Origin of the sequence: Gordonia sp. NB41Y (assembly GCF_030718915.1) — a bacterium.
GTDB classification, from domain to species: Bacteria; Actinomycetota; Actinomycetes; order Mycobacteriales; family Mycobacteriaceae; genus Gordonia; species Gordonia desulfuricans.
On record NZ_CP132196.1, the window covers coordinates 1400363 to 1419428 of the forward strand.

Consider the following 19066-nt stretch of genomic DNA (forward strand, 5'->3'; position numbering starts at 1 on the left):
GGAACCATCATGGCCGTGATCGCCGAAACCTCCGGGGTGAACAACATCGGCATGCTCGGGATCGGTGCATACCGTCCCGAACGCGTGGTGACCAACGAGGAGATCTGTCAGCAGATCGACTCCTCCGACGAGTGGATCTACACCCGTACGGGCATCAAGTCACGCCGGTTCGCCCGCCGCGACGAGGACGTCACCCAGATGGCCGTCCATGCCGGCCGCAAGGCCATCGCGAATGCGCTGCTCTCCGGCTCCGACATCGACGCGGTGATCCTCGCGACCAACACCCACCTGCTCCTCACCCCGGCCGGTGCCACCACCGTCGCCACCCAGCTCGGCTGCAACGGTGTGCCCGCCTTCGACGTCACCGTCGGCTGCGCCGGTTTCGGCTACGGCATGGCGCTGGCCTCCGACATGGTCCGCGGCGGCAGTGCGACCCACGTGCTGGTGATCGGCGCCGAGCAGCTGTCGGTGGCCCTCGACATGACCGACCGCACCAACTGCTTCATCTTCGGTGACGGCGCCGGTGCCGTCGTGGTGGGCCCCACCGAGCAGCAGCAGCTCGGCCCGGTGATCTGGGGCAGCGACGGCAGCCAGTACGACGCCATCCGCCAGGACATCGACTGGGTCACCTTCCTCGACGGCGACCGCGTCCAGCGTCCGTTCCTGCGGCTCGAGGGCACCGCGGTCTTCCGCTGGGCCGCCTTCGAGATGGGCAAGGTCGCCCAGCGTGCACTCGAGGCCGCGAAGGTCGACGCCACCGATCTCGACGTCTTCGTCCCGCACCAGGCCAACTCGCGGATCAACGATCTGCTCGCCAAGAACCTGCACCTGCGTGAGGGCGCCGTCGTCGCCAACGACATCGAGCACACCGGCAACACCTCGGCCGCCTCGATCCCGCTCGCGATGGAAGACCTGCTCTCCACCGGCAAGGCCCGGCCCGGCGACACCGCACTGCTGCTCGGCTACGGCGCGGGCCTCAGTTACGCCTCGCAGGTGGTCACCCTGCCGCCCGTCCCGTTCGAGTAGACCCCGGATGTGAGTGGTGGCATTCCGGCCCCGGATTCCGGGCCGGCATGCGACCACTCCCCGGGGGAGGTTGTGGGCGCCACGACCTCGCCCGATAGCCTCGATGGGTGAGTTCTGTTGCCGATGAGGTCAAGCGCCGACGTACCTTCGCGATCATCTCCCACCCCGACGCGGGTAAGTCGACGATGACCGAGGCCCTGGCGCTCCATGCCCGCATGATCAGCGAGGCAGGCGCCATCCACGGCAAGGCCGGCCGCAAGTCCACCGTCTCCGACTGGATGGAGATGGAGAAGGCCCGCGGTATCTCGGTGAGTTCCACCGCGCTGCAGTTCAACTACACCCCGGCCGGCTGGTCCGACGACGACGAGCCCGCGGTGATCAACCTCGTCGACACCCCCGGTCACGCCGACTTCTCCGAGGACACCTACCGGGTGCTCACCGCCGTCGACGCCGCGGTGATGCTGATCGACGCCGCCAAGGGCCTCGAGCCGCAGACCCTCAAACTGTTCCAGGTGTGTCGCCATCGCGGCATCCCGGTGATCACCGTCATCAACAAGTGGGACCGTCCGGGACAGACCCCGCTGGAACTGATCGACGAGATCAGCGAACGCATCGGCCTGACCCCCACCCCGCTGTACTTCCCGGTGGGTATCGCCGGCGACTTCCGCGGCCTGCTCGACCGCCGCACCGGCCGGTACATCCACTTCACCCGCACCGCCGGTGGCGCCAAGATCGCCCCCGAGGAGATCATGGACGCCGAGGCCGCCGCCGCCCGCGAGGGCGACGAGTGGGTCGCGGCCAGCGAGGAGAGCGCACTGCTCACCGAGATGGGCCAGGACCACGATCAGGAACTGTTCCTGGCCGGTGAGACCTCACCGATGATCTTCTCCTCGGCGATGCTCAACTTCGGTGTGCGACAGCTCCTCGAGACCCTCGTCGAGCTCGCCCCCGCCCCGGCCGGCCGCACCGATCTCGACGGCACCGTCCGTGAACCCACCGACCCCTTCAGTGCGGTGGTGTTCAAGGTCCAGGCCGGCATGGACGCGAGCCACCGAGATCGCTTGGCGTACATGCGGATCGTGTCCGGCGAGTTCGAGCGCGGCATGGTGGTCACGCATGCGCAGACCGGAAAGCCGTTCGCCACCAAGTACGCCCAGGCGGTGTTCGGCCGCGACCGTTCCACCGTCGACACCGCCTACCCCGGTGATGTGGTGGGTCTGGTCAACGCCACCGCACTGGCCCCCGGCGACACCCTCTTCAACGACCCCAAGGTGCAGTTCCCGCCGATCCCGTCGTTTGCGCCCGAACACTTCTCGTCGTTGCGGGCCACCACCGCCGACAAGTACAAGCAGTTCCGCAAGGGGATGGATCAGCTCGACAGCGAGGGCGTGGTGCAGGTCCTGCGCAACGATCTGCGCGGTGATGCCTCGCCGGTGCTCGCAGCCGTCGGACCGATGCAGTTCGAGGTGGTCACCGCGCGGCTGAAGTCGGAGTTCAACGTCGACACCGTGATCGATCCGCTCGGCTACACCCTGGCCCGACGCACCGACGCCGAGAGCGCCGACGAGCTGAACCGTCAGCGCGGTGTCGAGGTGTTCACCCGCACCGACGGCGCCCTGCTCGCCCTGTTCAGCGACAAGTGGCGGCTGCAGTACATCGAGAAGGAACACCCCGACCTGACCCTGGAGCCCCTGGTCGCCACCGCCGACTGAGACGTCATGCGCGTCAACCGTTCTCGCATGTCGATGGCTGTCACGGGTCTGGGGCTGGCGGGTGTCCTGCTCACCGGATGTGCCGGTTCCGACGCCGCGTCGCCCGCCTCGTCCGAGGCGTCGCCGACGTCACCGGCGGTCTCGGTGCCCCTGGATGCGAAACGCTGCGCGCAGGACCCGCCGGCCGGGCGGGTCGACCGCAGCGGCACAGGTCTTCGGTTCACCCACGGCCACATGCTGATCGCGATCGCCCCGGCCACCGGTCCCGAGGGCGCGTCCGAGACGTCCTGCTACGAGTTCGACAAGTCCGGCAACCCGGCCCCCGAGGTGCCGCCGGACACTTTGCTGTTCACCTTCGCCGGGCCGGGAACCGATGGGGCGCAACTGGAATTCCTCGTCGGCGAGCTCACCGGCGGGGTGTTGCCGCCGATCGGTGCCGTCCGGCCCACCGTCGGACCGCTGACCGGGGTGATCACCGCACAGGTCGGGGTGTCGGTGGGCGGTGTCTACCGGACGTCGTCCACGTGCCGCCTCGCGCTCACCACCGTCACCGGGGAGCGGATGGCCGGCCACCTCGACTGCCCGACCGCGGTCACCACGCGGGCCAATCCGTTCGCCCCGAGCGAGGACATCACCGACGACGAGGCCACTGCGAGCGCCCCGGATGCGCCCGCGGCCCCGGCACCGGGTCCCGCGGTGTCGGCACCGCAGACATCGGCACCACAGACGTCGGCACCGCAGGCGCCGACGATGTCGGAGCAGCCGACCCGCCTGTCCGGCTGGTTCGACCTGACGCCGTGACGCCTCAGGCGCCGACGATCCGTGCCACCTCGGCGGGGTCGACGTCGTCGACCGATGCCGGCGAGAACGACGGATCCCGGTCCTTGTCCACCAGAACGGCCCGCACGCCTTCCACGAAATCCGGTGTGAGGGTGATCTTCTCGGCAGCATGAAGCTCGCGCTCGAGGCACTCGTCCAGCGATGACGCCTCGCCGAGTTCGAGCATACGGGCGGTCACCGCCAGACTCGTCGGCGATGCCGCCGCGAGCAGGTCGAGCATCTGGGCCGCCCAGTCGTCGCCGACTGCGCCACGCAGTCCGCCGATGATCGCGGCGACATTGGTGTCGGCGAAGTACTCCCCGATCTTGTCCAGCGGCAACAGTGGGTGCCGATCGAGTTCGGCGGGTTCGGGCGCGAGTGCCTCACCCAGCGGCGCACCGGCCCGAATCCGTTCGGCCACCGCACCGATCCGCGCCGACGGCACGAAGTGGGTGGCCAGTCCCACCGACAGTGCCTGCTCTCCGAGGACGCGGGAACCGGTGAGTCCCAACCACATTCCGACACCCATCGGCAGGCGCGGCAGGAAGTGGGTGGAACCGACGTCGGGCAGGAAGCCGATCGCGGTCTCGGGCATCGCGATCATCGCCTTCTCGCTGACCACCCGCACCTCCCCGTGCACGCTGATCCCGAGGCCACCGCCCATCGCGGGCCCGTCGACCAACGCGACATAGGCCTTGGGGTAGGTGGCGATGAGCTGGTTCAGCCGGTATTCGTGGGCGAAGTAGCGGGTGATGGCCTCGGTGTCGCCCTCGAGGGCGGACTCCCGGATCGCCCGGATGTCACCACCGGCGCAGAAGGCGCGCTCGCTCGCCGAGGTGACCAGCACGGTCTCCACATCGTCGTCATCACCCCACTCCCCGAGGATCTCGTACATGTCGTCGACCATCGACTGGTCGAGTGCATTGAGTGCTTTCGGGCGATCGAGGATGACCTCTCCCACCCCGTTGGCGACGGAGGTGCGGATGAACGACATGGTGTTCACGCTATCGCGTGACCACCGAGTTCCTTGACAGGGCGCCGGGATCACGCGCTATGGTGGTCCCCGTCCTTGTCGCCAACCAGAGGAGTGATCCGCAGAATATGAACATCTGAGGTCGGTTTCCCGCAGCGCCGCGAGTCTCGCCGCGCTCTGCCCACCACCTCAGGAGCCTCACATGGCATCATTTTCTGCGCACGACCTTTCCTCCTCCATCACCCTCTCGGACGTCTCCTTCACGTGGCCCGACGGCTCGGTGGTCTTCGACGGCCTGTCGTTCGTCGTCCCCTCCGGCGTGTGTTCGCTGGTCGGTGTCAACGGTGCCGGGAAGAGCACGCTGCTGCACCTGATGGCCGGCACGGTGCGACCGACCCGCGGCAGTGTCTCGGTGCCGGGGCGTACCGCACTGGTCCCCCAGCATCCCGACGCCGATCCGCACGCCACCATCAGTGATGTCCTCGGGATCACCGAGACCCGAACAGCGTTGCGGCGCATCGAGAACGGTTCGGTCGACGAGGCCGACTTCGACATCGTCGGCGACGACTGGGACGTCGAAGAACGCGCTGTCGCCGAGCTGTCGGCACTGGGTCTGGTCGCCGATCTCGACCGCACGGTGGGCACCCTCTCCGGTGGGGAGTCGACGATGCTGGCGATCGCCGCGCGACTCGTGCACCGCCCCGACGTCCTGCTGCTCGACGAGCCGACCAACAATCTCGACGAGCGGTCACGGGGCCGGTTGTTCACGATGATCGAACGGTTCGCCGGCACCGTCGTGCTGGTCAGCCACGATCTCGAACTCCTCGAACGCGTCGACACGACGCTCGAGCTCTACCACGGTCACATCCGTCAGTTCGGTGGTCCGTACTCGGTATATCGGTCGATGATCGACGCCGAACAGGCTGCTGCGGCCGACGCGGTGGCCAACGCGGCCAACGATCTTCGCCGGCAGAAACGCGAGATGGTCGACGCCCAGATCGCCCTGGACCGGCGGGCCCGCACCGCCGCCCGCGCCGAGCGGGAGAAGCGGGTACCCAAGATCGTCGCGGGACTGCGTCGGAACGCCGCGGAGGTGTCGGCGGGTAAGTTCCGTACCGCGCACCGAGCCGACGTCGATGCGGCTGCCGGCCGTCTCGCGTCCGCCCAGGACGGAATCCGCGCCGACCACACCGCACACATCGCGATGCCCGACCCCGAGATGGGTACGCGCGTACAGGTGATCGACGACGAGCGGCTCTACGTCGACGGACCGGAACGAATCGCCCTGGTCGGGCGCAACGGGGCCGGGAAGACCACCCTCATCCGGGAACTGATCGCCTCCGGGCGGGTGTTCGTCCCCTATGCACTGGTGCCCCAGCGGATCACGTTCGACGATCCCACCCGCACGATCGCCGAACACCTGATGGCCGAGCATCCCGACCGCACGGTCCAGCAGGTGCGGTCGCACCTGGCCCGATTCCTGTTCCGCGGCAGGGCCGCCGACCGGCCGCTGACCGAGCTGTCCGGTGGCGAACGTCTGCGGGTCGCGTTGGCGTCGGCGTTGCTCGCCGATCCGATCCCCAAGCTCCTGATCCTCGACGAGCCCACCAACAACCTCGACATCACCACCACCGAGGAACTCGTCGAGGCACTGCAGAAGTGGACCGGCGCCCTGATCCTGGTCAGCCACGACGCCGGTTTCCGGGAGCAGGTGGGGATCGACCGCGAGGTCCGCGTCGGCGAACCCGACGACGATGAGGGTGACGACGGCGAGGGTGACGAGGCCGCGCCGGAAGCCGACGGCGACGTGAACACTGTGTGAGCAGACGTGAACACTGCGTGCGGGGCCTGGACCGGGTTCGGCGGGCCCGGCACACTGGCCCGCGATGATCTGCGACGACTCCGACATCACCCTCGAACCCACGCCGTCGAGCACTCCTTCCCCAGTGCTCGACGACGCCACTCCCGTGGTCCTGATCCACGGACTGCGGGTCAGCGGGACATCGATGCGCCGGATCGCCGCGGCAATCGACGGGCGGGCGGTCCGCACCCCCGACCTCCCCGGCCACGGACAGCGGTTCGCCGAGAAGTTCAGCCTCGACGACGCGGTTCAGACCGTCCTCGACACCGCAGACGAGTTCGGCAGACCCGTTGTCCTGGCCGGGATCTCACTCGGCGGATATGTGACGATGGCGGCCGCCGGCCGTCACCCCGACCGCATCGCCGGCCTGGTGGTCATGGGTTCCACCGCGCAGCCGAGTCGGATGCTCGCCGCACCGTTCCGGCTGTTCGGCTTCCTCACCGGCATGCTGCCCGGCGGATCGGCGGTGATCAGCAAGATCCTGACGCGGCTCGCCGTCGGCCGTCAGGTCGCCGAGGACATGGAGGCCGGTGGTCTCGCCCTGCACTCGATAGCCGACGTCGTCGACGAGGTGGCCCGCTTCGACGCACTGGCCGAACTGTCGCGCTACCGGGGTCCGACGCTGCTCGCCAACGGTGCATGGGACCAATTCCGTATGCACGAACAGCGATTCGCCGCATTGTCCCAAGACACCGAGGTCCGCGTGATCCCGCGTGCCACCCACTTGTATCCGCTGATCCAGCCCGAGGTGACCGGGGCCATGATCGGCGATTTCGCTGCACGACTCGACCAGGTGCGCAGCTCCGACGCCGGGTGAACCGGCAACCAGCTCAACGACCAACCCACGATGTTGGGCCGACGACGAGCGCAAGCGACCAACCCACGATGGTTGAGCAGCGAGGAGCGCAAGCGACCAACCCACGATGGTTGAGCAGCGAGGAGCGCAAGCGACGACGCGCCCGTCGAAACCTCCGCCACCCAACAACGGCACGCAACCACCACCACGCTCACCGACACCGACAACCCACCAGGTTTCGACAACGGCCAGCCTCGCTATCGCGAGGATGACCTGCTCAACCACCAAAAGCACACCCGCAGCACCTCATCCCCACGATGGTTGAGCAGCGAGGAGCGCTAGCGACGACGCGCCCATCGACCAACCAACGATGGTTGAGCAGCGAGGAGCGCAAGCGACGACGCGCCCGTCGAAACCTCCGCCACCCGACGTCGACACGCAACCACCATCACGACGGTCGCCGACACCGACGCGGCTCTCACTCAGCGGCGAGAGACCTCAGCCGAGTTGCTCCGACAGTTCGAGCCAGCGCTCTTCGGTCTCGGTGACCTCGTCTTCGAGTTCACGTAGCCGTGCGGTGTGCTTGGCCAGGCCTTCGTAGTCGCCCTGGTCGTGGGCGGCCATCTCGTTGTGCACCTTCTCGATGGTGGTGCCGAGCTTCTCCAGGCGGCGTTCGAGGGCCGACAATTCCTTCTGTGCCGCACGCAGTTCGGCCCCCGACAACCCTTCCTGCGTTTCCGCCGCCGATGACGACGAGCTCGCGCTGGTCGGATTCTCGTGTGCTGCAACATGTGCCGCACGCAGGGCGAGATACTCGTCGACGCCGCCGGGCACATGCCGCAGCCGTCCGTCCAGGACCGCGTACTGCTGGTCGGTGACCCGCTCGAGCAGGTACCGGTCGTGCGAGACGACGATCAGCGTGCCCGGCCACGAGTCGAGCAGGTCTTCCATCGCGGCGAGCATGTCGGAGTCGACGTCGTTGGTCGGCTCGTCCAGCACGATCAGGTTCGGTTCGCTGAGCAGCAACATCAGCAGCTGCAGACGTCGCTTCTGTCCGCCCGACAGGTCGTCGACACGTGCCGAGAGATGTTCGCGCGCAAAGCCGAGTCGTTCGAGTAGCTGCGCCGGTGTGTGGTCTTTGCCGTCGATGGTGAAGGTGGTCTTGGTCTCGGCCAGCACCTCGCGCACCCTGTCGCCGCCGATGTCGGCCAGCTGCGAGAACTGCTGGTCGAGCATGCCGATCCGAACGGTCTTCCCGCGCTTGACCTTTCCGCTGGTGGCCGCCACCGTGCCACAGACCAGGCCGAGGAGGGTCGACTTGCCGGCACCGTTGGCGCCGAGGATGCCGGTGCGCTCGCCGGGTCCGATCCGCCAGGTGATCTCCCGCAGCACCTCACGCTCGCCGAAGCGGACCCCGACCTCCTCGAGGTCGACGACCTGCTTGCCGAGCCGGGCGACGGCCAGGCGCTGCAACTCGATCGGATTGCGGACCGGCGGGACGTCGGCGATCAGCTGGTTGGCGGCCTCGATCCGGAACTTCGGTTTGGACGTGCGGGCCGGCGCACCGCGGCGCAGCCAGGCCAGCTCCTTGCGCATCAGGTTCTGGCGCTTGGATTCCATCGTCGCGGCGATCCGGTCACGCTCGACGCGCTGCAGCACATAGGCGGCGTAACCGCCCTCGAACGGTTCGACGATCCCGTCGTGCACCTCCCACGTCTCGGTGCACACCTCGTCGAGGAACCACCGGTCGTGGGTGATCACCAGCAGTCCGCCGGAGTTCTTCGCCCACCGACGTTTCACGTGGTCGGCCAGCCACGCGATACCTTCCACGTCCAGATGGTTGGTGGGCTCGTCGAGGGCGATCAGATCCCACTCCCCGACCAGCAGCGCCGCGAGCGCCACCCGGCGGCGCTGACCGCCGCTGAGCCCGCCGATCCGCGCATCCCACGGGATGTCGGCGACCAATCCGCTGATCACATCCCGGATCTCGGGGTCGCCGGCCCATTCGTGTTCGGGACGGTCGCCGACGATCTCGTGGCCGACCGTCGACTCCGGGTCGAGCTCGTCGCCCTGGGCGAGAACCCCGAAGCGCACGCCGCCACGCCGGGTGACGCGTCCGGCCTGCGGCTCGATCCGGCCCGCCAGCATGCCCAGCAGGCTGGACTTGCCGTCGCCGTTGCGGCCGACGATGCCGATCCGGTCGCCCTCCTCGATGCCGAGGGTGAGCGAATCGAAGACGACCTTGGTGGGGAACTCCAGGTGCAGGCCTTCGGCACCGAGCAGGGGTGTGGCCATCAGCGGACCTCCCCCGTGGTCGACGGGTCGATCAGTACCGATGAGCAGGCAGAAAGCACTGGTAGACGATAACAACGACGCGTGACACGCCACCCGACGGGGCCACAGCGTCCCGGTCGGCGCCGGTCCCGGGCCGGCGCCATCAGTCGCGGCCGAATGCCGACGACACCGACCCGATCACCTCGCCGAGCGCCTTGGTCACGACGTCGGTGTGGTCGGCGCGCAGATGTGTGTGCAGATCGACGGCGGTCCCGGCCGAACGCATCGAGCGGACCAGCGATGCGGTCAGCGTGTACGGGACCACCGGGTCGAGAACGCCGTGGTCGATCCGGATCGGCGCCGGATAGCCACTGGTCGGGACGCTCATGTAGTCGGTGAGGGCGTCGGTGAACTCCGTGGTGCGCAGCGACGAGTCGAGCAATGCACCGGGCGCCACCGACCGCATCGCCTCGGACACCTCGCCGTTGCAGGCCGAACGGGCCAGGTCGAGGTAGCGCTTGCCGTCGGCGGTGAGGTGGTCGGTCACGTGCAGGTCGGGTCGGGCGTGGTCGAGACCGGCCAGGATGTAGAGGAACAGCGCGCTGACGACGTTGAGTTTGCCCAGACTCGGCACGTCGGGGGTGAACACACCGGCCATCAGCCGTTCGACGCCGGAGGCCGGGGCGAAGGCGACGATCTCCCGTAGCCGCAACTCCGGTGCATACGACGGTGCCTCGTGTCCGGCGAACAGTGCGGCGTGCCCGCCCTGCGAGTGCCCCACCGACACCCAGTCGGCGCTCAGTGAGGCATCCCGGGCCCGGGCCGCGCGGATCAGGTCGAGCACCGAGTGCGCCGCGGCCTTGCCGCCGAGATATTCGGTCTCCCCGGCCGATCCGAGTCCGGCGTAGTCGGTGGCGGTGACCGCATATCCCGATCTCAGTGCGTCGCGGATCGGGGCGTCGACACCGTCGCCCTTGCGGGTGCGGCTCGGTGCGCACTCGTCGGCGATCCCGGTGGTGCCGTGCGCCCAGGAGAAGATGCGGCGTCCCCCGGTGGGTGCCGGCGTCGACGGGATGTAGACGACCCCGGTGGAGATGGCCGGCCGGCCGTTCTGGTCGCGGGTCACATAGGTCAGCCGGGTGCCGGAGGCGGCACCGGACGGGAGGTCGGCACCGGCGATCGCCTCGGTCGACAGCACACGTCCCGCATCGGGTGCGGCCGATGCCGGTGCGGTGGTGACCACACCCGCGCCGGCGAACACCGCGAGCGCCCCGACCGTCGACACGAGCCGACGCAGCGGTCGCGTGGGCGACGACGGGCCGGTTCGGGTTCGGGTGGCAGGACGCACCCGATCGAGCTTAGCGAGAAGTCGACGAGACCGGGGTCACTCCTCTGGCGGCTTGCGGGTGGCACCGGGCACCGGACCGGCGGCGGTGCGCACCGAGCGGGCCACCCCGGCCCCCGACAGTTCGGCGGCCACCGCCACCGCATCCTCGGCGCCCGAGCACAGGAATGCGCATGTCGGACCCGAGCCCGACACGATGCCGCCGAGCGCCCCGGCGTCGATCCCGGCCCGCAGGGTGCGCCGTAGTGCCGGTTGCAGACTCAGCGCGGCCGGCTGCAGATCGTTGTGCAACAGCGGGGCGATCTCCTGCGGCCGGCCACCGGCAAGTGCCTGCACGAGCGCGTCCGGACGGGGGTTGGCACCGGAGTACTCGTCGGCCCGGTTCTCCCGCAACCGATCGAGCTCGGCGAAAACCTTTGGTGTCGAGAGACCTTCGCGTGCCAACGCCAGTACCCAGTGCAGTTCACCGCGGGCGAGTACCGGCATCAGCTGCTCGCCGCGACCAGTGCCGAGTGCGGTTCCGCCCTGCACCGAGAAGGGGACGTCGCTGCCGAGGCCGGCCGCGAGTTCGAGGATCTCGGCGCGGGAGATGTCGAGCTTCCACAGGGCCGCCAAGGCCACGAGCGCACCGGCGGCATCGGCGCTGCCGCCGGCCATCCCCCCGGCGACGGGGATGCGTTTGACGATGTCGATACTCACCCGCGGATCGCGTCCGACGTGTTCGCCGAGCGCCCGGGCGGCCCGTACGGCGAGGTTGTTCTCGTCGAGCGGCACCGATTCGGTGTCGGCGCCGCGACCACCCGACCGCGACATGGTGACGGTCGTCGCGGCCGACCGCGCGACGGTGACGTCGTCGTAGAGCGACAACGCCTGGAAGATGGTGACGAGGTCGTGGTAGCCGTCGTCGCGCAGCGGACCGACGCCGAGATGCAGATTGATCTTGGCCGGGACGCGCACCGTGACGGCACCCGAGATCACCGACAGGGATGCGGGAGACACGCGTCAAGGATAGTGAATGCCACCGCTCCGGCGGCCATCGAGACGCGTCGGCGCGCTGCCGTGTCGCCGAACGGGGACCGCCGAGCAGGTGCCGTCGAGCAGGTGCCGTCGAGCAGGTGCCGTCGAGGATTCAGGCGGGTTCGACGGCGGCCAGACGCACGAAGTCGTCGACGTCGAGCTTCTCGCCGCGGATCTGCGGGTCGATCCCGGCCGCACGCAGCCGCCGTTCGGCCTCGACCGGTGATCCGGCCCAGCCGGCCAGCGCCGAACGCATCGTCTTGCGGCGCTGGGCGAATGCCGCGTCGATCACCGCGAACACCCGTGCGCGCGCGGCGGGATCGGCGGAGTGGGCGTCGGTCCGCTGCACCCGCACCAACCCGGATTCCACCTTGGGTTCGGGCCAGAAGACGTTGCGGCCCACCGCGCCTGCACGGCTGACGTCACCGAAGTAGCGGGCCTTGACACTGGGCACACCGTAGACGCGGTTGCCGGGGGGTGCGGCGAGACGGTCGGCCACCTCGGCCTGCACCATCACCAGAGCGGTTGTGATCGAAGGACATTCGGCGAGCAGATGCAGCAGCACCGGGACCGCGACGTTGTACGGCAGATTGGCGACCAGGGCCGTCGGCGCATACGGCAGATCGGTGGCGCGCACGCTCATCGCATCGGCGGTGACCACCGACAACGACGCCGACCGGCTCGGTGCCTGTTCGGCGACCGTGGCCGGCAGGCGGGTGGCCAGGACCGGGTCGATCTCCACCGCGACGACACGCGAGACGGTACCGAGCAGCGCCAGGGTCAGCGACCCGAGGCCGGGACCGACCTCCAGCACGGTGTCGTCGGCGCCCACCCCGGAGGCGGCGACGATGCGTCGCACGGTGTTGCCGTCATGGACGAAGTTCTGCCCCAGGGTCTTGGTGGGGCGGACGCCGAGCTCGTCGGCAAGGCGCCGGATCTGGGCCGGGCCGAGCAACCGGACATCGGTGTCGGCAGGCGTGTCGTCGGTGCTCAGCGCAGGCCCAGCCTGGACGAGCAGGACGGCCAGGCACCCCAGCCCTGGGCGGCCTGGGTCTTGGAGGCGACGGCGATCTGCTCCTCACGGGAGGCGAGATCGGCGCGCGGTGCGTACTCGAGTCCGCCCCAGCGCTCCCAGGTGTTCTGGTCGAACTGGACACCACCGTAGAAACCGTTGCCGGTGTTGATCGCCCAGTTGCCGGTGGCCTCACACTGCGCGAGGGCATCCCACACCGAGCCGAGCGGCACGAACGGGGCGCCGGGCTTGGTGCCCACCTTGACCGTCGCGGCGACCGGTTCGGTCAGCACCTGCTGGCCCAGCTTGGTGCGCTTGACGATCTTGCCGTTGACGGTGGTCACCTCATAGGTGACGTTGGCCCGCCCCGGGGTGCCCTTCTTCACGACGACGCGGCGGTTCTTGATCAGCGTCGGATCGTCCTGGGTGACATCGGGAGCGGTGATGTCCTCTTCGACGGTGGTCTCCGAGGTCCGGATCCGGGTGACGTCGAGGGTCATGTCGTCGCGGACCTTGGTGTCGGCGGCCGGGGTCACCTCGTCGGCTGCGGTCAGCGGGGCACCGAGACGCTCGAAGACCTCGGCGACGGTCTCGGCCGGGACCGACTTCACCGACTTCACCCCGCCGTCGACGATGGTCAGCTTCTTGGGGAGGGTGACGTCGACGACGGCTCCGTCCACCGGGATCGGGCCGGCGGCGTTGAAGTTCGGGTCGTCGGCGGCCTGGTCGAGCCCCTGCTGTGCGAGCAGCTGGGCGACGTTGACCGCGGTGGTCTGCACGGTGCGCCGCTCCCCCTCGATGTCGAGGGTGACGGTCTTCTGCCGGTGGAAGGTGATGGTCTGGCCGTCGGAGAACCCGGCGTCGAGCGCCGGCGAGACGATGTCGCCGTCGGCGGCGTCGTAGCCTTGCGACTCGAGCAGGGAGTCGACGTCCATCGACATGGTGGCGACCTGGATCTTCTGGCCGTCGACGTCGAGGGTGACGTTCTTGTGCATCGTCACGCCCATCACACCGCCGGCGGCAACAGTGACGAGCACGGCCCCGATGGCCACGCGCGCACGCATCGATTCGAGCTGGTGGATTCTGGCGATTACAGACAAGAGCAGCATCCTGGTCGACTACATGGTCCCCCCGTGCCGCGAACTGAATCGGCGACGGATCACAATACGATAACGAGCCGGGGTGATTACTGCAAAGGTGCCCGATAGGCGCGTCGCGCATTGCCGCCCAGGATTCCGGCCATCGTCTCGTCGTCGGTTCCGCGGATGGCGGCCAGTGCGCGGGCGGTGTACGGCAGGCAATACGACTGATTCGGCTGGCCACGGTAGGGATGTGGGGTCAGGAACGGCGCATCGGTCTCCACCAGGATCTGCTCGTCGGGCACCAGGAGAGCCGCCTCACGAAGTTCGTCGGCATTGGCGAAGCTCACAGTCCCGGAGAAGCTCAGCAGGTACCCGCGGTCGACACATTCGCGTGCAACATTTCGGTCACCGGAGAAGCAATGCATGATCACGACCTCCGGTGAGCCCTCGGCCGCCAGGATGTCGAGCAGATCCTGGTCGGCCTCCCGGTTGTGGATCATCAGCGGCTTGCCGATCCGCTTCGCGAGGTCGATGTGCCAGACGAAGGCGTCCTTCTGCACCTCGGGGGATGCCGCCGACTCCGACTTGCCCGGCCAGTAGTAGTCCAGCCCCGTCTCACCCACCGCCACCACACGCGGATCGGCGACCATCTCCTCCAGCTCGGCGCGCGCGGCGTCGTCGAGCTCACCGGCATGCGTCGGGTGCAGGGCGACCGCCGCGAAGGCCCGCTCGTCCCAGTGCGCGGCCTGTACCGCCCAGCGGGCGTCGATCATGTCGTCGGCGACGGTGACCACCGCCTCCACCCCCACCGCCTGGGCGTGGTCGAGGATCGCGCGGACCGACTCGGCATCCCGGCCACCGCAGGCGGCGAGGTGGGTGTGCGCATCCACCAGGCCCGGCAGCGGCGCCGGGTCCGGCGGTGGCTCCCGCCGACGACGCTTCTTGGCCTCCTTGGCCGACTCGGTCTTCATCGAACCCGACTGCTGCGAACCGTTCTGCTGCGAACCGTGCTGCTGCGCAGCGTCGGGCAGGGAGGAATCGGACATGCGCCCAACTCTAGAGAGCGACGCTCCCGTCGATCACGGTGGCACTGCGCCCGCCCACCCAGATGTGATCCCCGTCATCGTCGACGTAGACCCGGCCGGCGCGGCCGAGCACGGTCCCCTGCGACACCACATAACTCGGCGGCAGCACCCCCTCGCCGCGCAGCCACACCGCCAGCCCGGCGTTGAGGCTGCCGGTCACCGGGTCCTCGGGCACCGCCACACCCGGCGCGAAGGCCCGCACCTCGAAGCCCACGTCGGTGCCGGGCCGGCTGCCCTCGTCGTAGGCGCCGATCAGTCCCACATCACGCGCGCCGAGGGCGGCGTAGTCGGGTCGCACGTCGAGGACGCGCGCGGCGGAGTCGAGCCGCAGACCCATCCACGGCGGACCGTTGTCCACCCAGGCGGCGCCCAGGACGTGGCCGGCGTCGAGGCCGAGGGCCTCGCGCACCCGCGTGAGATCGTCGTCGGCGATCGGGCCCGACCGCCGCAGCCCGGGGGCGGCGAACGCCAGACGGTCGGCATCGCGTCGGATCTCCACCAGGCCGATCCCGCACTCCTGCACGATCACCTCGCCGCGCGGCACCCCGCCGGCGGCCAGCCAGGCATGCGCCGAACCGAGCGTCGGATGACCGGCGAACGGCAGTTCCCCGTCGACGCCCGCCGGGGTCGGGGTGAAGATCCGCAGGCGATAGTCGGCCGACGGATCGGTCGGCGGCAACACGAAGGTGGTCTCCGACAGGTTGGTCCAGAGCGCGAACGCCGCCATCTGCTCACCGGTCAGACCCTCCGCGTCGAGGACCACTGCGACCGGATTGCCGGTGACCGGACCGGAGACGAACACATCCACCTGGGCGAAGCGACGAGACATGGCCCCATCTTTGAACATTCACCGACCTGCGGTCCACCCCACATCGCCATCGTCTCGTCGCCGACACGCCACCGCACGGACACGGTTACGTCGCATAGCGCGCCGAGCACGCCACCGGCGGGTAGCGTTGCGAATCGTGTTGGGATTGCCAGATACCGTCACCGTCGCCCTGTTCGACCTCGACGGTGTTCTCACCAGTACCGCGGTGCTGCATCAGCAGGCGTGGAAGGCGGCATTCGACGCCTTCCTGCGGCAACGAGACGGAGCCGGCTTCGTCCCGTTCACCGAACAGGACTACCTCGACTACGTCGACGGCCGTCCCCGTGACGACGGCATCGCGGCCTTCCTCGCCGCGCGCGGGATCACCGACGTCGACCCGGCCACCGCTGCGGCGATCGGCTCCGGCAAGAACGAGTTGTTCCTGAAAAACCTGGAAAGCGGTGGGGTCATGCCCTATCCGGGATCGGTCCGCTACCTGCAGGCGGCTCGCGACGCCGGGCTGCGGATCGCTGTGGTCACCTCGTCGAAGAACGGCAAGGCCGTCCTCGACGCGGCCGACCTGTCGAAGTTCGTGGAGGTGCGGGTCGACGGACTCGTCACCTCCGAGCGGGGGCTGCGCGGCAAGCCCGCCCCCGATTCGTATCTTCTCGGCGCGGAGCTGATGGGTGTGCCACCCTCGGCGGCCGCTGTGTTCGAGGATGCGATCTCCGGAGTGCAGTCCGGCGCCGCCGGCCACTTCGGCTATGTCGTCGGCATCGACCGGGTCGGCGGCACACAGGCTGCGTCCATGACCGCGGCCGGTGCGTCCATCGTCGTCAACGATCTCGAGGAACTGCTGCCTGTATGAGCAACACTGATCACGCCTACGGCTTCGACGTCCACCCCTGGCAGCTGCGCTGGCGCGGGCTCGACATCGACATGCTCGGTCGCACCGAGACCCTCTTCGCGCTGTCGAACGGGCACATCGGGTTGCGCGGCAGCTTCGAGGAGGGCGAGCCGGTCGACCATCCCGGTACGTACCTGAACGGCTTCTACGAGCAGCGCGGTCTGCCGTATGCCGAAAGTGGTTACGGCTACCCGGAATCCGGGCAGACGGTGGTCAACGTCACCGACGGCAAGATCATCCGGTTGCTCGTCGAGGACGAGCCGATGGATCTCCGGTACGGGCGCACCGAGGAGCACGAGCGTGTACTCGACTTCCGCACCGGCACCCTGCGGCGCAACACCCTGTGGACCTCCCCCACCGGCCGGACCGTGCGGATCAAATCCGAACGCCTCGTCTCGTTCACCAAGCGCACCATCGCCGCGATCCACTACGAGGTGGAGCCGGTCGGCGAGGACATGAAGCTGGTGCTGCAGTCGGATCTGCTGGCCAACGAACCGATCCCGACGCCCGGCAACGATCCTCGTCTGGCGGCGGCCCTGGACGCACCGCTGGTCTCCGACCTCGCGACCTGCCGCAACTACTGGGGAATCCTGGTGCACCACACCAAGTCCTCCGGTCTGCACATGGCGGCGGGCATGGACCACCAGATCGACTTCCCCGATCGCGCGGACACGTTCATCCGTGCCGACGGCGACCTCGCCCGGCTCACGGTGGCCGCGAACGTCCCGCAGGGCAGCCGGCTGAGCCTGACCAAGTACATCGGCTACGGCTGGTCGGCACGCCGGTCGGTGCCCGCCCTGCGAGCACAGGTCGACGCCGCCCTGGCGATGGCGATGGAGACCGGCTGGGAGTCGCTGAAGGCCGACCAGGTGGCCTACCTCGAGGACTTCTGGCGTGACGCCGACGTCGAGATCGACGGCGATCCCGAACTGCAGCAGGCGATTCGGTTCGCGCTCTACCACGTCCTGCAGGCCGGTGCCCGCGGTCAGTCGCGGGCGATCCCGGCGAAGGGCCTCACCGGTCCCGGCTATGACGGCCACACCTTCTGGGACACCGAGAGTTTCATCCTGCCGATGCTCACCTACACCGTCCCCGCTGCGGCCGGCGAGGAACTGCGGTGGCGGCACGCCACGATGGACAAGGCCAAGTCCCGGGCCGCCGAACTCGCCCAGCGCGGTGCGATGTTCCCGTGGCGGTCGATCAACGGTGACGAGTGTTCGGGCTACTGGCCCGCCGGTACCGCCGGTGTGCACGTCAGCGCCGACATCGCCAATGCCACCGGACGATATCTGCGCGCCACCGGCGACGAACAGTTCGAGGAGGAGTGCGGCGTCGAACTGCTGGTGGAGACCGCGCGGCTGTTCGCCGGGATGGGTCATCACGACGCCGACGGCAACTTCCGGATCGACGGCATCACCGGCCCCGACGAGTACACGGCCGTGGTGAACAACAACATCTTCACCAATCTCGCCGCCCAGCAGAACTTCCGGGATGCGATCACCGCAGTGCACCGTCGCCCCGACCTGGCGCACAAACTCGGGGTCACCAATGCCGAGACCGCACACTGGGAATCGTGTGCCGACGACATGGTGCTGCCCTACGACGAGGCACTCGGGGTGCATCAGCAGTGTGAGGCCTTCACCCACCTCGGGGTGTGGGACTTCGAGGCGTCACGCGGCAAATACCCTCTGCTGCTGAACTATCCGTACTTCGACCTGTACCGCAAGCAGGTGGTCAAACAGGCCGACCTGGTGTTCGCGATGTACATGTTCGGTGACCGGTTCACCCCCGAGCAGAAGCTGCGGAACTTCGACTACTACTACCCGATCACCGTGCGCGACTCGTCGCTGTCGGCGTGCTGTGAGGCGGTCACCGCGGCCGAGGTGGGCTATCTCGACCTGGCCTACGACCTGCTCGTCGAATCGGTGTTCACCGATCTCCACGACCTGCACGACAACGTGACCAGCGGTCTGCACATCGCCGCGCTGGCCGGGGCGTGGACCGACTGTGTGGCCGGGTTCGGCGGTATGCGCGACTTCGGCGGCAACATCACCTTCGCACCGCGGCTGCCGTCGCGGCTGGACTATCTGTCCTTCCGCATGGTGGTCCGCGACTCGAAGATCGTGGTGGCCGTGGACAAGTCGATGGCCACCTACCGGTTGCTGTCGGGGCCGCCGATCGACCTGGCCCATCACGGCAAGCAGTTCACCCTCACCGAGGGTACCCCGGTGAGCCTGAGCATCCCGGAGATCGAACTGCGGGAGCCGCCCAAGGCACCGCCGGGCTGCGAACCGTACCGCCGCATCTGACCCGACCCTCGCCGGCACGTGACCCCACGTGCCGGCGAGA

15 protein-coding genes are annotated in these 19066 nt (G+C 68.7%); 7 read left to right on the top strand and 8 right to left on the bottom strand.

Features of this window, described 5'->3' with window-relative positions:
• Positions 1-9: 9 nt before the first annotated feature.
• The 3 genes from Q9K23_RS05965 (at position 10) to Q9K23_RS05975 (ending at position 3539) form a co-directional block, all read left to right on the top strand.
• Positions 10-1026 carry a beta-ketoacyl-ACP synthase III gene (locus Q9K23_RS05965; protein ID WP_020792065.1) on the top strand — a complete coding sequence of 339 codons (1017 nt, stop codon included), beginning with the start codon at positions 10-12 and terminating at the stop codon, positions 1024-1026.
• Positions 1027-1133: 107 nt separating this feature from the next.
• Positions 1134-2738, top strand: coding sequence for a peptide chain release factor 3 (locus Q9K23_RS05970; protein ID WP_053778474.1), 1605 nt, complete (start codon positions 1134-1136; stop codon positions 2736-2738).
• Between the two features lie 27 nt (positions 2739-2765).
• The gene (locus Q9K23_RS05975) at positions 2766-3539 is read left to right on the top strand and encodes a hypothetical protein (RefSeq protein WP_305950424.1); all 774 of its coding nucleotides are present in this window, start codon (positions 2766-2768) and stop codon (positions 3537-3539) included.
• 4 nt (positions 3540-3543) lie between these two features.
• Here the strand turns inward: Q9K23_RS05975 and Q9K23_RS05980 are convergent, their stop codons facing one another.
• Entirely contained in the window at positions 3544-4551 is a 1008-nt protein-coding gene (locus Q9K23_RS05980) for an enoyl-CoA hydratase/isomerase family protein (protein ID WP_305950425.1), read from the bottom strand.
• A 181-nt stretch (positions 4552-4732) separates the two neighbouring features.
• Between Q9K23_RS05980 and Q9K23_RS05985 the strand changes: the two genes are divergently transcribed.
• Positions 4733-6352 carry an ATP-binding cassette domain-containing protein gene (locus Q9K23_RS05985; RefSeq protein ID WP_020792546.1) on the top strand — a complete coding sequence of 540 codons (1620 nt, stop codon included), beginning with the start codon at positions 4733-4735 and terminating at the stop codon, positions 6350-6352.
• 64 nt (positions 6353-6416) lie between these two features.
• A complete protein-coding gene (locus Q9K23_RS05990) occupies positions 6417-7208 on the top strand; it encodes an alpha/beta hydrolase (protein WP_020792544.1) in 792 nt (263 codons plus the stop codon).
• Between the two features lie 477 nt (positions 7209-7685).
• Here the strand turns inward: Q9K23_RS05990 and Q9K23_RS05995 are convergent, their stop codons facing one another.
• The 7 genes from Q9K23_RS05995 to Q9K23_RS06025 form a co-directional block, all read right to left on the bottom strand.
• Complete coding sequence (locus Q9K23_RS05995) at positions 7686-9482, bottom strand: ABC-F family ATP-binding cassette domain-containing protein (protein WP_053778476.1); 1797 nt, start codon at positions 9480-9482, stop codon at positions 7686-7688.
• 142 nt (positions 9483-9624) lie between these two features.
• Positions 9625-10722, bottom strand: coding sequence for a lipase family protein (locus tag Q9K23_RS06000; protein ID WP_244882640.1), 1098 nt, complete (start codon positions 10720-10722; stop codon positions 9625-9627).
• 123 nt (positions 10723-10845) lie between these two features.
• Positions 10846-11805 (bottom strand): 4-(cytidine 5'-diphospho)-2-C-methyl-D-erythritol kinase, encoded by a 960-nt coding sequence (locus tag Q9K23_RS06005; protein ID WP_053778477.1) that lies wholly within the window; start codon positions 11803-11805, stop codon positions 10846-10848.
• A gap of 130 nt (positions 11806-11935) precedes the next feature.
• A complete protein-coding gene (rsmA, locus tag Q9K23_RS06010) occupies positions 11936-12850 on the bottom strand; it encodes a 16S rRNA (adenine(1518)-N(6)/adenine(1519)-N(6))-dimethyltransferase RsmA (RefSeq protein ID WP_053778478.1) in 915 nt (304 codons plus the stop codon).
• Positions 12814-13944 carry a resuscitation-promoting factor gene (locus Q9K23_RS06015; RefSeq protein ID WP_020792816.1) on the bottom strand — a complete coding sequence of 377 codons (1131 nt, stop codon included), beginning with the start codon at positions 13942-13944 and terminating at the stop codon, positions 12814-12816. The genes rsmA and Q9K23_RS06015 overlap by 37 nt, the downstream gene beginning before the upstream one ends.
• A gap of 77 nt (positions 13945-14021) precedes the next feature.
• Positions 14022-14888 carry a TatD family hydrolase gene (locus Q9K23_RS06020; protein ID WP_305950536.1) on the bottom strand — a complete coding sequence of 289 codons (867 nt, stop codon included), beginning with the start codon at positions 14886-14888 and terminating at the stop codon, positions 14022-14024.
• A gap of 85 nt (positions 14889-14973) precedes the next feature.
• Positions 14974-15831 (bottom strand): PhzF family phenazine biosynthesis protein, encoded by an 858-nt coding sequence (locus Q9K23_RS06025; RefSeq protein ID WP_053778494.1) that lies wholly within the window; start codon positions 15829-15831, stop codon positions 14974-14976.
• Positions 15832-15967: 136 nt separating this feature from the next.
• On the opposite strand from Q9K23_RS06025, the gene Q9K23_RS06030 reads away from it, so the two are divergent.
• Together Q9K23_RS06030 and Q9K23_RS06035 are read left to right on the top strand one after the other, a co-directional pair.
• The gene (locus tag Q9K23_RS06030; protein WP_305950426.1) at positions 15968-16678 is read left to right on the top strand and encodes an HAD-IA family hydrolase; all 711 of its coding nucleotides are present in this window, start codon (positions 15968-15970) and stop codon (positions 16676-16678) included.
• Positions 16675-19026 (top strand): glycosyl hydrolase family 65 protein, encoded by a 2352-nt coding sequence (locus Q9K23_RS06035; RefSeq protein WP_020789739.1) that lies wholly within the window; start codon positions 16675-16677, stop codon positions 19024-19026. The genes Q9K23_RS06030 and Q9K23_RS06035 overlap by 4 nt, the downstream gene beginning before the upstream one ends.
• The last annotated feature ends 40 nt before the right edge of the window (positions 19027-19066 follow it).

Coding starts and splice junctions, on each gene's coding strand:
- Q9K23_RS05965 (WP_020792065.1), top strand. CDS start 10: ATGGCCGTGATCGCCGAAACCTCCGGGGTGAACAACATCGGCATGCTC.
- Q9K23_RS05975 (WP_305950424.1), top strand. CDS start 2,766: ATGTCGATGGCTGTCACGGGTCTGGGGCTGGCGGGTGTCCTGCTCACC.
- Q9K23_RS05980 (WP_305950425.1), bottom strand. CDS start 4,551: ATGTCGTTCATCCGCACCTCCGTCGCCAACGGGGTGGGAGAGGTCATC.
- Q9K23_RS05985 (WP_020792546.1), top strand. CDS start 4,733: ATGGCATCATTTTCTGCGCACGACCTTTCCTCCTCCATCACCCTCTCG.
- Q9K23_RS05990 (WP_020792544.1), top strand. CDS start 6,417: ATGATCTGCGACGACTCCGACATCACCCTCGAACCCACGCCGTCGAGC.
- Q9K23_RS05995 (WP_053778476.1), bottom strand. CDS start 9,482: ATGGCCACACCCCTGCTCGGTGCCGAAGGCCTGCACCTGGAGTTCCCC.
- Q9K23_RS06015 (WP_020792816.1), bottom strand. CDS start 13,944: ATGCTGCTCTTGTCTGTAATCGCCAGAATCCACCAGCTCGAATCGATG.
- Q9K23_RS06020 (WP_305950536.1), bottom strand. CDS start 14,888: ATGAAGACCGAGTCGGCCAAGGAGGCCAAGAAGCGTCGTCGGCGGGAG.
- Q9K23_RS06025 (WP_053778494.1), bottom strand. CDS start 15,831: ATGTCTCGTCGCTTCGCCCAGGTGGATGTGTTCGTCTCCGGTCCGGTC.
- Q9K23_RS06035 (WP_020789739.1), top strand. CDS start 16,675: ATGAGCAACACTGATCACGCCTACGGCTTCGACGTCCACCCCTGGCAG.